12 protein-coding genes are annotated in these 13,446 nt (G+C 71.1%); 4 read left to right on the top strand and 8 right to left on the bottom strand.

Translation table 11 applies throughout. The annotated features are described in order from the left end of the window. Nucleotides 1-4 precede the first annotated feature (4 nt). From ABD292_RS15275 to ABD292_RS15265, 3 genes are all read right to left on the bottom strand, one after another. Nucleotides 5-1,729 carry a tetratricopeptide repeat protein gene (locus ABD292_RS15275; protein ID WP_344207854.1) on the bottom strand — a complete coding sequence of 575 codons (1,725 nt, stop codon included), beginning with the start codon at nt 1,727-1,729 and terminating at the stop codon, nt 5-7. Between the two features lie 95 nt (nt 1,730-1,824). After that, entirely contained in the window at nt 1,825-2,454 is a 630-nt protein-coding gene (locus ABD292_RS15270) for a hypothetical protein (protein ID WP_344207853.1), read from the bottom strand. A 413-nt stretch (nt 2,455-2,867) separates the two neighbouring features. Next, entirely contained in the window at nt 2,868-4,088 is a 1,221-nt protein-coding gene (locus tag ABD292_RS15265; protein WP_344207852.1) for a PxKF domain-containing protein, read from the bottom strand. Between the two features lie 380 nt (nt 4,089-4,468). Here ABD292_RS15265 and ABD292_RS15260 point away from each other — a divergent pair, with 380 nt between their 5' ends. Further along, nucleotides 4,469-5,125 carry a hypothetical protein gene (locus ABD292_RS15260; RefSeq protein WP_344207958.1) on the top strand — a complete coding sequence of 219 codons (657 nt, stop codon included), beginning with the start codon at nt 4,469-4,471 and terminating at the stop codon, nt 5,123-5,125. Nucleotides 5,126-5,155: 30 nt separating this feature from the next. Here ABD292_RS15260 and ABD292_RS15255 read toward each other — a convergent pair whose 3' ends face one another. Then, nucleotides 5,156-6,649, bottom strand: a complete 1,494-nt coding sequence (locus ABD292_RS15255) for a hypothetical protein (protein ID WP_344207851.1) — start codon at nt 6,647-6,649, stop codon at nt 5,156-5,158. Between the two features lie 106 nt (nt 6,650-6,755). On the opposite strand from ABD292_RS15255, the gene ABD292_RS15250 reads away from it, so the two are divergent. Further along, complete coding sequence (locus ABD292_RS15250; RefSeq protein WP_344207850.1) at nt 6,756-7,841, top strand: protein kinase family protein; 1,086 nt, start codon at nt 6,756-6,758, stop codon at nt 7,839-7,841. Here ABD292_RS15250 and ABD292_RS15245 read toward each other — a convergent pair. The 3 genes from ABD292_RS15245 to ABD292_RS15235 form a co-directional block, all read right to left on the bottom strand. Further along, nucleotides 7,793-8,626: a hypothetical protein gene (locus ABD292_RS15245; RefSeq protein WP_344207849.1), complete on the bottom strand. Its 834-nt coding sequence runs from the start codon at nt 8,624-8,626 to the stop codon at nt 7,793-7,795. The two genes, ABD292_RS15250 and ABD292_RS15245, sit on opposite strands and share 49 nt — an antisense overlap. Before the next feature lie 94 nt (nt 8,627-8,720). Beyond that, a complete protein-coding gene (locus ABD292_RS15240; RefSeq protein ID WP_344207848.1) occupies nt 8,721-9,503 on the bottom strand; it encodes a class I SAM-dependent methyltransferase in 783 nt (260 codons plus the stop codon). 265 nt (nt 9,504-9,768) lie between these two features. Continuing rightward, nucleotides 9,769-10,494, bottom strand: coding sequence for an alpha/beta fold hydrolase (locus ABD292_RS15235; protein WP_344207847.1), 726 nt, complete (start codon nt 10,492-10,494; stop codon nt 9,769-9,771). A gap of 134 nt (nt 10,495-10,628) precedes the next feature. Here ABD292_RS15235 and ABD292_RS15230 point away from each other — a divergent pair, with 134 nt between their 5' ends. Further along, the gene (locus ABD292_RS15230; protein WP_344207846.1) at nt 10,629-11,450 is read left to right on the top strand and encodes a helix-turn-helix domain-containing protein; all 822 of its coding nucleotides are present in this window, start codon (nt 10,629-10,631) and stop codon (nt 11,448-11,450) included. Nucleotides 11,451-11,501: 51 nt separating this feature from the next. Beyond that, nucleotides 11,502-12,572, top strand: a complete 1,071-nt coding sequence (locus ABD292_RS15225; protein WP_344207845.1) for an LLM class flavin-dependent oxidoreductase — start codon at nt 11,502-11,504, stop codon at nt 12,570-12,572. On the opposite strand, the gene ABD292_RS15220 is transcribed toward ABD292_RS15225, so the two are convergent. Then, nucleotides 12,569-13,342: an IclR family transcriptional regulator gene (locus ABD292_RS15220; protein WP_344207843.1), complete on the bottom strand. Its 774-nt coding sequence runs from the start codon at nt 13,340-13,342 to the stop codon at nt 12,569-12,571. The two genes, ABD292_RS15225 and ABD292_RS15220, sit on opposite strands and share 4 nt — an antisense overlap. Nucleotides 13,343-13,446: the final 104 nt, after the last annotated feature.

The raw sequence follows: 13,446 nt of genomic DNA, 5'->3' as shown, positions 1-13,446 counted from the left end.
CGGGCTAACTCCGCCAACGAGCCCTTCGACGAGCGGCCTCGGAGGCGAGAACCTCCAGATTCGCCCTGACGACACGGGTAGTGGGGTGATCACTCCCCAGCACTCGCTCACAGTCGCTGAGGGTGGTCGTGCACAGCGCGACGGCCCGGCCCAGATCCCCCGCCGCCTGGTAGGCGCTGACGAGGTGGATGCGGGAGGCCAGGGTCGATGGGTGGTCGGGGCCGAGGACGCGTTCGCGGTCGTTGAGGGTGGCCTCGTGCAGCGGGATGGCCCGGCCCAGGTTCCCCGCCGCCTGGTAGGCGTCGGCCAGGTAGAAGCGGGAGGTGAGGGTGGAGGGGTGGTCGGGGCCCAGCACCCGCTCATCGTCGCTGACGCTCACTTTGAGCAACTGGATGGCCCGCTTCAGTTCACCCGCTGCCTGGAGGGCGATGGCGAAGGTGCTGCGGCAGGTCAGGGTGTCGGGATGGTCGGGGCCCAGCACCCGCTCGCAGTCGCTGACAGTGGCCTCAAGCAGTTGGATGGCCCCATCCAGGTTCCCCGCCGTACGGTAGGCGCCGGCGAGGTAGACGCGGGAGGACAGGGTCGCGGGGTGATCAGGACCGAGCACGCGCTCCCGTTCGGCCAGCGTCTGCTCGAACAGCGCGACGGCTTGGTCCAGCTCCCCCGCCTCCTGGTAGGCGTTGGCCAGGTAGGTGCTGCAATTGAGGGTGTCGGGGTGGTCGGGGCCGAGCACCCGCTCATAGTCGGCGGCCGTGGCCTCGAACAGCTGGGTGGCCCGCTTCAGGTCCCCCGATGCCTGATAGGCGCCGGCCAGGCTGGTGCGGGTGGCCAGGGTCGCGGGGTGATCAGGACCGAGCTCGTGGTCGCGCCCGGCGAGGGCGGCCTCGAACAGCCGGATGGCCTGGCTCAGGTCCCCCGCCTCCTGGTGGCCGAGGGCGAGGTTGTGGCGGGCGGACAGAGTGTCGGGATGGTTCCGGCCGAGCACCCGCTCCAGGTCGGGGAGGGTGGCCTCGAGCTGCGCGATGGCCCGCCGCCAGTCCCCTGCCGCATGGTAGGCGCCGGACAGGTTGCTACGACTGATCAGGGTGTGGTGGTGGTCGGCGCCCAGCACGCGTTCGCAGTCGGCCGTCGTCGCCTCGTACAGAGGAATGGCCCGGCCCAAGTCCTGCACCGCATAGTAGGCGTGCGCGAGGTTGGTACGGCAGACCAGGACATGGGGGTGGTCGGGGCCGAGCACCCGCTCACAGTCGGCGAGGGTGGCCTCGAGCAGCTGTACGGCGCGGGCAGGTTCGGCGAGGTCCTGCAGAGATTTGCCGCACCAGATCCGGAGTTCCAGGAGCTCCTTGGGAAGCTCGTCGGCGGGCGCTCGCCGGTAGAGGGCGTCGCTCTGGTCGATGACCATCTCGACCGCGGCCCGGGCCGCCCAGGTCTCGGCGCCGTGAGGCAGCGCGTCGGCGTAGTCCCGGAGCAGCGCGACGGCCTGGTTCAGTACGATGCCGAGGTCGCCGTGGTGGGCGGCGCGATCGCACAGTACGCGCTGGATGAGGCGGTGCATCAAGACCGTGGTCCCGTCCTCGCTGAAAGTGATCAGCGAGGTGTCGGCCAGGTCGGCGAGCATTTCCCGCAGGCGTACCGGCGCGCTCCCGGCCTCGGAGCCCGCATCGCTCAGGGCGGACAGCACCGTCAGCGGGACGCCGGAGGGCGACAGCACCGCGAGAATCGACAGCACCTCATGGGCGAAGGGCAGAGCGGACTCCGCCTGGGTGACCGACAGCAGGATGGCCTCGGCGGCGCCGGCCGGGTAGGCGTCGCCGTCCTGGGCGGTCAGATAGTCGCCGACGGGGAAGCCGCGCAGCAGCTCCAGGTAGCCGGCATGGTCCAGGCGCGCAGGGCGTTCACGTCGGTGGCGTTGTCGAAGACCAGCAGCGCCGGCTCGGTGGTGGCGGCCAGCCAGGCCTTGGCACGGCGGGCGGCCGCGGCGGCGTCCTCGTCGGGGCGGCGTTCGCCCAGCCGCTCGGCCAGGGCGGCCAGGCCGGTCAGGATCTGGTCGGGGGTCTCGGCGGCGATCCAGGCAACCACCGGCCAGCGCGCGTTCTGGCACGCCCAGGCGTAGGAGGCGGCCAGCATCGTCTTGCCCACCCCGGGCGTACCGGCCACCGCGCAGATCACCGCCGCCCCGCCGCCACCCGCATCCTGTACGGCCTGATCCGAGGCCGGGTCGCCGAGCAGTTCGCCGAGCTGCCGCAGCAGCGACTCCCGCGGCTCGAAGCCGGGCGGGCGTTGCGGGATGTCGCCCTCGACGATCTGGCCGTGGGCCGGCGTGGACGGATAGTGATGGTGGATCGTCAGATCCCTGGCGGACTGATACACCCGGCCCTGGCCGGAGGCCTCTGCCCGCAGCTGGGCACGCCGCGCTTCCTCGTTGTGGGAGGAGGTGTCGTCCGCTGTCGACATGCCTCCAGAATGCTGCCGGTCCCGGACGAGCGAACTCAACGTGACGAACGTGTTATAGGCCACACCGGCTTGAGATCCGCTCGCAGTCGGCCTGGCGAGTGCCGAGGGCCTCTCGCAGGAGGGCTGAGAGGAGGTTGCGATCCCGTTGGGGATGCTGGAAGCGGCTTCGGCCCGTGGCGATGCCTGGCGCCCGGCTCGCGCTCAGCCGGGTCGAGATGGCGGGGCCTTCCCTCGGAGGGCCGCGTGTCCGGTTCAATGCGGCGTTGGGCGGCTCCCCCGTCGCCGCGGCCACTGCCCTGGCCCGCCGCCCGTTCCTGCGTTTCAACGGATCTGCGCGCGCCGGCGAGCGCCACCGCGACGACGGGCCTGATCGCCGCCCTCGGCCTGAGCCTGGGCTGGTGACCGGATCGGGGTCAGTGGAACTGGATGTCGGCGGTGTGGCGGGTGCCGTCCTCGAAGGTGAGGGTCAGTCTCCTCGCGGTGTCCTTCCACGCCTTGTCGGTCTTCCACATGTAGGTGTAGGTGCCGGCGTCCGGGTCGTAGTGCAGGCCGGACTGGCCGGCGGCCTGGGCGGGTTCGGGCGGGCCGGTCGGTTCGCCGGTCTCGGTGTCGTACGGCTGGCTGGACGGGGAGCCGGGAGCGAGAATGCCGAGGCCCTGGTAGGAGCCGACGCTGAAGGTCACGGGTACGGCGGCGCCCGCCTTGCGGTGGGTGACGGCGGGTGGGGCGGCCAGGGGCGGGTGGAAGCCGCCGAAACGGTAGCGGGAGGGCGCCCAGTCGCCGACGCTGCCGCTCACGGGCAAGGCGACCTGGTTGGAGCCGTCGGCGTCCAAGGTGACGAGGTAGCCGCCGTCGCGGACGATCTTGGTGCCGTCCGGGGACCACACCGCCGAGGTGGCGATGGCGATCAGCATCGTCTTGTTGCTGCCGTCGGCGTTCATCACCCAGACGACCGGGGGCGGGCCCATCTGCGACTGGATGTAGAGGATCTTCGTGCCGTCCGGCGACCAGTCCGGGCGGGTGGAGGAGCCGGTGACGAACTGGGTGGTCAGTTTCTGGGGGTTGGTGCCGTCGGCGTTGCGGGTGTAGACGTCCGACTTGGACACGTACGCGATCTTGGTGCCGTCAGGAGACCAGGCCGGCTGCGTGGCGTCTCCCTCGACCAGGGTGACGGGGTCGGCGCCGTCGGCGTTGACCACCTTGAGGCCGCCGGCGGTGGCGTAGGCGATCTTGCTGCCGTCGGGGGACACGGCGAGTCCCCGGCGGATGAAACCGGAGCCGGTGGTGAGCTGGGTGATCCCGGTGCCGTCGGCGTTCACCGTGTACAGCTCGGCAGGGTCGTCACAGCGGGCGAAGACGAGCTTCTGACCGTCGGGGAAGGCGTCCACCGCGCACTCGTACTCGGGGCCCTGGACGAGAGGTGAGCTCCCCGTGCCGTCGGGGTTGACGCTGTGGATGTTCCCGCCCGCGAGATAGTAGATCTTGCCGTTGACTCCGGGGTAGGCGGCGTGCGCGGGTGCCGCGTTCAGGGCGGCGGCCGTCACGCCGCCGCTCAGGGTCAGGACCAGGCAGGTGATGATCGCGCCTAATCGGGCCCAGGGCCGGTGAGAGCTCGCTGATGCTCGTACGGACAAGACAGAACCCCTTTCCCGGAGGGCCAGCCTCCGGTGACGTGGTGCGGCGGGCAGGTGAGACATGCCGGACTCGGAGCTCGATCGACCGGCGACGGCAGCCTGCGCATCCCCCGGTGGCCGCCGCGCTCGCGCATCGACAGAAGCCGCGCGTGACGCCTCCGACGCATGTTCCCCCACGGGAGAGTCATGGTCCAGAGGTTGCGGAGGAGCGGAACGCGCGCGCCGCCCGCACCGCCCCGGCCGGACAGTAGAGTGATCACGGCATCGGCTCGCCCGGCTTCCCGCTGCTGTGTCACTGGCGGGTGCTGCCGCACCCGCGGCTGTCATCCGCTGTCTGAAGTGCCACCCGAGCCCCGCACACGCGACCTGGAGTGAGCAACATGACGCCCTCTCCCGGGCCACGCTCGTCGGCCGAGATCCGCACCTATCTCAAAGGTCAGCTCAACCACGCGCTTCGCCGGCTCGGCATGTTCGGCGGTGAGACGTCCCTGCGCCTCCTGTTCGATCACCTGGCCTACGCCGAACACCAGGAGACGGAGTGGGCGCGAGCAATGCGGTCCCTGGAAAGGCGGGGCGCCTTCGACTCGCTCGGCGTGACGGGAGCGCTCGCCACCGTCCTGCCTGATCTCCGCCACGACGGCGTGGCCTCGATCTACGCCGAGCTCGCCCACGATCGAGGGTGGCTGGAGGCCGACAGAACTCTGACGAGCGAGGATCATGCGTCCCTCCGGCGGAGAATCGCCGCTTGGGCCGCTCACGACCGGACCCTCAGCGAAGTCCGAGAGGAGTTCGGCCCGCCTTCCGTTCTTCTCGGCGGCACCAACCCCTTCTACGGCAAGACCTTCGCCTACCTGACTGAGCAGGCGACGGAACCGATCATCTTCTTTCATCTCTGGAACGGGTGCTCCGACCAGACCGAAACGACCTGGCGTCCGATCCACGACGAACCCGTCCTCTTGGCCGTCCGTTGTGGAAGGGGAGCGTTCAAGGACACCTTCACCTTCACGCCGGAAGGCAGCAGACGCCGTCCGGCCTGACTGTCCGTGCCCCCGTGGAGTACTCCTCGCTTAGAGGAGGAACGGGTCCGCCCGCAAAGCGTAGAGCTCTGGCGGGTAGAAGTCGGCCACGGGGATCACTTGGCTGGTGGGTGACGTGCCGCGCAAGGTGACCGGATTCAGCCGCTTCTGGCACAGCTCGTTCGGGGGTTGGTCCAGGACGAGGTTGGTGTAGCCCTCTTTCCTCAGCTCGAAACAGAGTGCCTTGATCAACCGATCGCGCTGCTCGGGACGGTGGCGGTGGGGTTTGCCCAGGTGGAAGTAGCGGAGTTCGCAGGCGTCGGGGGTCGGATGCCCGAGAACGGCGCCGACGACGCCGAACAGCTCGCTTCGATGGTCCTGGTCGAGGACCAGCAGGAGGCGCTGCTTGCCGGTACCGGCGTCCTGGAAGATCTGCCGGCGCAGTTCGGCCACGCTGCGCACGCCGGTCAGCTCGGTCACCAGCGGTTCGTCGTAGGGCTCGTAGTCGCGGACGCGATCCGCGTAGCGCAGGCGGAGGTCCAGGTACTCCTCGTGACCGCAGGGCATCATGAACCCGTGCTTACGGGTGCAGCCGGGGTCCCAGTGGTAGGCGTAGTGGATGAGAGAGGCGGCCAGGTCGGGGTGGGCGCTGGCCCAGATGTCGTCGAAGACGAACCAGGGGCGGTGGCCGATGGAGTTCGTGTGCAGGGCCATCTGCGCCAGGTGCTCGCCGACGTGGATGAGGGTGAACTCGGGCGGGCGGCCGTCGTCCGGGGTGACGGTACGCAGGTGTTCCAGCGCCGCCCGGTGCGCCTGGTCGTGCGGCTCGGGGAGTTCGCCGGCACCGCCTGCGAAACGGCTGAGACGTTCGAGGGCGGGTGCGATGCCGTCTTCGTCCGGGGCTGTCAATGCTCGGAGGTCGAGGAGAGGGCCGGGCCAGTTGTCGCGATTCTGGACGGGGCGGCGGAGCGCGGCGGCCAATTGAGGCAGTCGCACTCCGGGAAGGACGTACGTCCGATCCCAGCCGAGGGTGTCGTGCCTGGCGTTCAATGTGGTGAGCAGCACGTAGGTGGCGCCGACGTCGTGAGTGGTCGAGGGGGCGAGCTCGGCGCAAGGGAAGGGTGGAACGAACGGCGTCGGGCCGGGAGCGGCGGCGTCGGGCAGTGGCCACGAGGGGTGGAGGGGGTAGGTCCAGCGGTCCGGTTGCTCGGCGACGCGGGCGTCGTCGACGAAGTAGAACGCCTCCTCCAGGTGCACGCCCATGCTGCTGATGCGGATGCTGTGGTCATCGATGTGCAGCTCCTTGTCGGCCCACAGCTGCATCCGGATTCGGCGGCGTAACTCGACCATGTCCTCAGGAGGGGTGTCGCCGCATTCTCTCAGCAATTCCAGCTCGTAGGGTGCGCCGTTCAGGTCGGAGCGCGCCCGGTCGAGGCCGTCCGGCTCCCACAGGCCGCGAAACCATTCCAGGACGGTGCGGCCGGGCACGTGCCGGACGCTCTTGCACAGTGGCCCGGCTTTCCAGTTGCGATGGATGAAGTACATCAGGTGCGGGCTCCTGAGGTGATGACGGCGTGGCCAGTCATGTTACTGATCTTGCCGACCGCACCGCGCCGTCGCTGTGCCCAGGCCGACCAGTAGAGTGATCACGATGACGGACACGCGGTCGACCGCCCATCGTGACGTTTCCACGGCCCTGGCCCGCTACGACGACCGGCAGCTGGCCGAGTTGCTGGAGCGCGAGGGCGTTCCCCTCGGCACCGGGATCGGCGGGGCGGCGGCGCGGCTCGACGTCGGTGGCACCTCGGTTTTCGTCAAACGGGTGCCCCTCACCGAGCTCGAACTGCGCCATCCGCACTCGACGGCCAACCTGTTCGGGCTGCCGCCCTTCTGTCAGTACGGCATCGGCTCGCCCGGCTTCGGCGCCTGGCGCGAGCTGGCCGCGCACACGATGACCACCGAATGGGTGCTGACCGGCCGGTCCCCCGCCTTCCCGCTGCTCTACCACTGGCGGGTGCTGCCCAACGCCGAGCCCGCCCCGCTGTACGAAGAGCTCGCCGACATCGAGCGGACGGTTGCCTATTGGGAGGGCGCGCCCGGCGTGCGTCGGCGGCTCGAAGCGCTGGCGGAGGCGCCGGCGAGCCTGACGCTCTTCCTGGAGCACTTTCCCTACAACCTGCACCAGTGGCTGGACGAGCAGGTACGTGCGGGCGACGCCGACCGCGCGTGCACCCTGGTGGACCAAGGGCTGCGGGAGGCCGTGTCCTTCATGAACGCGGGCGGTCTGCTTCACTTCGACGCGCATTTCGAGAACGCCCTCACCGACGGGCGCCGCTTCTACCTGACCGACTTCGGATGCGCCGTGTCGACCCGGTTCGACCTGTCGGAGGAGGAACAGGTCTTCTACCGACGGCACCTCACCTACGACCGCACCTACACCCTGACGTATCTGGTGAACTGGCTGGCCGGCGCCTTCCACGGCGCAGACTGGGCGGGGCGGCGCGAACTCGTACGGACATGGGCTTCAGGAGAGCGGCCGGTCGGCGTGCCCGGCGGGGTCGCGGCCCTGTTGTCGCGGGACAGCCCCATGGCCACCGTGCTGAACGGTTTCTACCACGGGCTGCAGAGTGAGAGCAGGAAGACGCCGTACCCGCTGGAGGAGATCCGCCGGATTGCCGGACGGCAGGTTCAGCGCCCTGTCAGGCTCTTCAACGCAGAGCCGGGGTCGTCGGCGTAGAAGCGGATCGTGGTGACGTGTTCGCGACGGCCGAGTGGCCTGGTGACGGTGAGCGGCGCGGTCAGGTTGACGATCAGGTTGGTCTGCGCGTCCACTCCCACCGTGAGGTGGCCGTCCGCGACGGCGATCACGCCGCGCGCGTTGTAGTTGCGGCTGATCTTCACCGAGGCGATGAGCTCGCGTGGGACGCGTACGTCGAAGTACGCGCCGTAGCGGATGCGCAGCTCCTCGGCGGTCACGACGTGCGGGCGGGTGGCGGACGCCGCCCCGAGGGCCAGGACGAACAGGAGCTGGTAGACGTCGGCCATCACGACAACGGCGCGCAGGCCGGCCGGGCCGTCCGAGGCCGCCAGCATCCACTCCAGGGCGACGGCCTGCACGGCCACGGCGAACAGCAGCATCAGCAGCATCGGCCGCTGGTTCTTCGCATACGCCAGGGCGGTGCCGCCCGGCGTGACCCCGTCCTGACGCCGCCTGACCCACAGCGCGAAGCTGGCCAGGTTCCGGCGCTCGGCTCTCATGAGCATGCGTACCGGCAGCGGCACCAGGGCGTCGGCGATCGTTCTCAGCGCGTCCCATGGCGAGGCGCCGGCCTTACGAGCGGCGCTGGACAGCCGGTACGCGTGCACGTAGCCCATGGCGGACAGCGGCGCGACCACCGCCGCGGCCAGCAGTCCCGCCGGCGCGGGCGTCCACCATCCAGCGACCATCGACAAGGCGACGAGCAGGTCCAGGGCCGCCACTGCCAGCAGACCGTTACGAGGGAGGCTGAGCCGCATGCTCACGCCCTTTCATCGTCGGGGCATGGCCATGAAGATCATATAGGCGGGTGATCGCGCCCCTGCGGGCGCCCTCGGCTCCACGGCCGGGCGGACCGTGTCACTGGTCGCGTCTGGCGACGGTGAGCAGGTGGCCGCTGACCCCGAGCAGCGACGGCACCGATTCCATCGAGCGCTGCGCGTCGAGCAGGAGGACTCGGCGCTCCGGGTCGTCCAGCCAGTCGCCGATGTCGCCGTACAGCCAGAAGGCGCCTTCCAGGCCGTACCGTTCGACATCGGGAAAGCCCGCGTCGGCGAATTCTCCCGGCACTTCGTCGGGCTCGTGGAAGTAGGCCGGGAACCCTCGCCCGGGAGAGATCATGATCCCGTCCGTCGCCGCCGCGTGCGCGGCCTCCCGTTCCCGTTCCTGGAGGTAGTGCCCCGTGCAGATGGTGTCGTGGACGGCCGCGTGACGGTTGATCGTCGCAGCCGCGACCACGCCGCCGGGTCTCAGGGCGCGGCGGGCCTCCGTCAGGGCCAGCACTCGATCGGCTCGGTCCGGCAGGTGGTAGAGGGGGCCCAGGAGGAGGACCGCGTCCTGGCTCGCGTCCGCGACGGGCAGCCGGCGTGCGTCGCCGAGCCGCGCGGTCACCCCGGTCAGTCGGGCGGCACGTCCGACATGGCGGGGAACGGGGTCGAGCAGTTCGACCTCGTAGCCGTCGGCGCTCAGCCACTCGGCGTGTACGCCGGTGCCGCCGCCCACGTCCAGCACCCGGGCCGGCGCCGGCGGGAGCGTCCTGCGCAGCACATCCTGCGTGCGCCAGAACTCCAGCCGGCCACGCCCTTCGCGCAGTCGGGCGTCTTCCCTGTCCTGGTCGTAGTAGGCGAGGAGTTCTGGCGTCACCGGCATACCTGATCATGACTTCCGGCTCGCGTCGTCGGCAAACGAGTTAGGCGGTCGGGCGCCGCCGGTTCACGTCGCGGCGGCCAACGTCCTGGCCGCGAACGCCGCCGCTTCGACGGCATCGAGGTCCGTCGTCACCGCCGCCAGGGGCGCGTGCAGCCGGGTCAAGGGCTGGAGGGGCGGCTGGCCTGCCAGGCGGTGATGCGGGCGGGCGGCGCGTGGGTGTGGAAGAAGCCGGAGAAGGGCGCCCAGCCGGACGCCCGGGTCAGCCGAGTTTGAGCAGCAGTTCGGTGAGTTCGGACGGCATGGTGATCATGCAGTCGTGGCCCGTCGGCAGCTCCCACACCTGGGCCGGGCTGCCGTTGGGCTGTGTCGCCGGGACGGGCCGGCGCGTGATGCCCTCCGGTACGCCGGCGACGCAGTGGATGTGCGTGCGCGGAATCGTACGCGTGGCGGGGTTGTCCAGCCGGACCGGCTGCTGGAGGCAGAGCACCGGCTGGTCCGACAGCATCGTCCGGAGCCAGGCCGCGTCCGCCGGGTCGGTGACCCCGAACAGGCCCAGGGGCGGCGGCAGCTCGGGCAGCGGCGGGATGCGCCAGGCGGTTCCGGACTGCGCGGCGCGGTCGATGAGGGCCTGGGTCATGGGTTGCACGTCCACCGCGCTCTCGCCGTCCTCCGGGACCATCGCGTCGAGGTAGACCAGGTGGGCGATGCGCTCCGGGATGCGGTTGGCGGCGGAGGAGATGACCAGGCCGGCGTAGCTGTGGCCGACCAGGATCACGTCGGTGAGGTCGTTGTCGGTGATCAGCTTGACGATGTCGTCGGCGTGGGTGTCCAGTCCCACCTCGGGGCCGAGCAGGTGGGCCTTGTCGCCGTAGCCGGTCAGTGACGGCGCGGCCACCTGGTGTCCGGCCGAGGTCAGGAGCGGGACCACCCGTTCCCAGCATCGTCCGTTGTGCCAGGCCCCGTGTACCAGGACATATGTCGACATGATGTGGCTCCTTTACCGCCGATGTTCGGTCCCGAGTGAGGTTTCCGCGCGTCCGCCGGCGCAGCCAGAGCCCTCGCGATCCTGGGGGTGAGGGGGCCAGGCACGCACGAAGGTGCGCCGTTACCGTGGGGTGCATGAGCGGCGAATCCAACCTTCTGGGCGATTACGTACGCGCCCGCCGGGAGCTCGTCACCCCCGAGCAGGCCGGCATCCCCTCCGTCGGCGTACGGCGGGTGCCGGGCCTGCGCAGGGAGGAGGTCGCGATGCTCGCCGGCATCAGCGCCGACTACTACCTGCGCCTGGAGCAGGGCCGCGACCGCAACCCGTCCGAGCAGGTGCTGGAGTCCCTGGCCCGCGTGCTGCGGCTCGACGACGACGCGACGGCCTACCTGCTGCGCCTCGGGGCGGGGACTCCCCGGCGGCGACGGCGGCGGCCCCGCCCGGAGAGCGTCCCCGCGGGCGTCGCCAAGCTCGTCGCCACGCTCGCGCTGCCCGCGTACGTGGAGGGCCGCGCCTTCGACGTCCTCGCCGCCAACGCGCAGGCGACCGCGCTGTCGCCGCGTCTCGTGGCGGGGCGCAACCGCCTGCGTGACGTGTTCCTGGACCCCGGCGAGCAGGCTCTCTACCCGGACTGGGAGGACGCCGCGCAGGGCATGGTCGCCGGCTTCCGCAAGTCCGTCGGCACCGACATCGACGATCCCCGGTTCGTCGAGCTCGTGGGCGAGCTCTCCCTGGCCAGCCCGCTGTTCAGCAGGCTCTGGGCCCGCCACGACGTGAACACCTGCGAAGGCACGCCCAAGCGCCTCCACCATCCCCAGGTCGGCGAGCTGTGGCTGAACCGGGAGAGGCTGGGCGTCAGCGGCGCGCCGGGTCAGACGCTCGTCGTCCTGCATCCGGACCCCGGCACCGGCAGCGCCGAGAAGCTGGCGATCCTCGCCTCCGTCACGACCGCCTAGTTCCCCCTAAAATAACCCTGGAATGAGGGTTATTTGGAGGAGGGACGGCGGATGAGCCCCCGACTGCTCTGGTACATCCCCAACCAGGCCCGGCCCGGCCACCGGGGCGACGACGTCGTCGCCGGCCACAACAGCCTCGACACGCTCGCCGCCCAGGCCACGGCCCTGGAGGAGCACGGCTGGGACGGCGCGCTCCTCGGCACCGGCTGGGGCCGGCCCGACACCTTCACCGTGGCGGCCGCCCTGGCGGCGCGGACGACGACGTTCCGGCCGCTGGTCGCGGTCCGGCCCGGCTACTGGCGTCCGGCCCACTTCGCCTCCGCCGCCGCCACCCTGGACCACCTCACCGGCGGCCGGGTGCTGGTCAACGTGGTCTCCGGCGAGGACCACCCGGCGGCCTACGGCGACGACGCGGCCGACCGGGACGTCCGCTACGCCCGTACCCGGGAGTTCATGCGGATCGTGCGCCGGCTGTGGACCGAGGAGGACGTCACCCACCACGGCGAGCACTTCCGCGTCACCGGCTCCACCGTGCAGCCGCGGCCCGCCGTCCGGGGGGCGCGCCGGCATCCGCCGCTCTACTTCGGCGGCGCCTCGCCCGCCGCCGAGCGGGTCGCCGCCACCGAGGCCGACGTGCAGCTCTTCTGGGGCGAGCCGCTCGCCGACGTCGCCGAGCGCATCGACCGCCTCAAAGGGCTCGCCTACCGGCTCGGCCGCGAGCTTGCGCCGCTGGAGTTCGGCCTGCGCGTCACCACCGTCGTCCGCGACACGGCCGGCGAGGCGTGGGCGGACGCCGAGGACAGGGTCGCCGCGATGGCGCGGGGCCGCATCGCCCGCGACGTGAACTGGAACGCCGCCGCCGGCCAGCGACGCCTGCTGGGCCTGGCCGAGCGCGGCGAGGTGCTCGACCGCAACCTCTACACCGCCCCCGGCCGGTACGGCGGCGCCGGCGCGGCCACCACCTGGCTGGTCGGCTCCGCCGCGGACGTGGCCGCGTCCCTGCGCGACTACCAGGCCCTCGGCATCACCCATTTCATCCTGTCCGACACCCCTTACCTGCCGGAGCTGGTACGCCAGGGCGACCGGCTCCTGCCGCTGCTGCGGCGCGACGGCGTGACCTAGGAGGAGGGACGCAGCCGGCGTTCGGCCGGCGGGATCAGCAGCACCTCCAGCGCGCGGGCGCAGGTCCGCGCGTGCGCGGCGAACCAGCCGATCCGCGCGTCGCTGATGACCAGCGGCGTGGAGCGTACGGCCAGCGCGTAGCGGGCGTGGCTCCGCCGGTCGAGCACCGGCACCGCGACGGTGCGGATGCCGTCGCCGGACTCCCCGTCGTTGAGCGCGTACCCGGCCTCGCGCACGCGGTCCAGCTCGGCGCGCAGCTCGGCGTGGTCCACGATGGTGCGGCCGGTCAGCGCCCGCAGCGGGCCGAGCGCCTCCAGGTCGGCGCTGCCCTCCGGGTCCCAGGCCAGCAGCACCTTGCCCAGCGCCGTGGAGTGCAGGGGGCGGCGCAGGCCGACGCCGCTGTCGGGGTTGAGCGAGCCGCCGCTCAGGATGACCGCGTGCCGGTCGTTGCGTACGGCCAGGTCCACGGTCGCGGAGGTGATCCGGGCCAGCTCGGCCAGCTCGGGGGCGATGCGGTGCAGACCGCGCCGGTGGAAGGAGAGCTGCCCCAGCTCGGTGATCGACGGCCCGAGCCGGTAGCGGCCGGTGCGGTCCTCCTGCTCCAGGAAGCCGGCGGCGGTCAGCGTTCTGGCCAGGCGGTGCGTGGTCGAGGTGGACAGGTCCATCCGGCGCGACAGGTCGGACAGGCTGAGCGAGGCGTCGCCGCCGCCGAAGCAGCCGAGCAGGCCGATCGCCCTGCGTACGGACTGGACGCCGCCGTCTGCTGCCATGCGGGAAACTCCGTTTTCCGAGTAGGGAGAGCCGGGACCAGGTGAGAGCCGGTCCGGCCGGGAAGGCTTCCCGCATCGCGGGACATTCTTTGCATTCCCTACCA

This window comes from Nonomuraea bangladeshensis (assembly GCF_039529455.1).
Taxonomy (GTDB): Bacteria; Actinomycetota; Actinomycetes; order Streptosporangiales; family Streptosporangiaceae; genus Nonomuraea; species Nonomuraea bangladeshensis.
The sequence above is the reverse complement of the archived record's forward strand: the minus strand, read 5'-3'. Positions and strand labels throughout refer to the sequence as shown.

Coding starts and splice junctions, on each gene's coding strand:
- ABD292_RS15270 (WP_344207853.1), bottom strand. CDS start 2,454: ATGTCGACAGCGGACGACACCTCCTCCCACAACGAGGAAGCGCGGCGT.
- ABD292_RS15260 (WP_344207958.1), top strand. CDS start 4,469: ATGACGCCCTCTCCCGGGCCACGCTCGTCGGCCGAGATCCGCACCTAT.
- ABD292_RS15255 (WP_344207851.1), bottom strand. CDS start 6,649: ATGTACTTCATCCATCGCAACTGGAAAGCCGGGCCACTGTGCAAGAGC.
- ABD292_RS15250 (WP_344207850.1), top strand. CDS start 6,756: ATGACGGACACGCGGTCGACCGCCCATCGTGACGTTTCCACGGCCCTG.
- ABD292_RS15235 (WP_344207847.1), bottom strand. CDS start 10,494: ATGTCGACATATGTCCTGGTACACGGGGCCTGGCACAACGGACGATGC.
- ABD292_RS15230 (WP_344207846.1), top strand. CDS start 10,629: ATGAGCGGCGAATCCAACCTTCTGGGCGATTACGTACGCGCCCGCCGG.
- ABD292_RS15225 (WP_344207845.1), top strand. CDS start 11,502: ATGAGCCCCCGACTGCTCTGGTACATCCCCAACCAGGCCCGGCCCGGC.
- ABD292_RS15220 (WP_344207843.1), bottom strand. CDS start 13,342: ATGGCAGCAGACGGCGGCGTCCAGTCCGTACGCAGGGCGATCGGCCTG.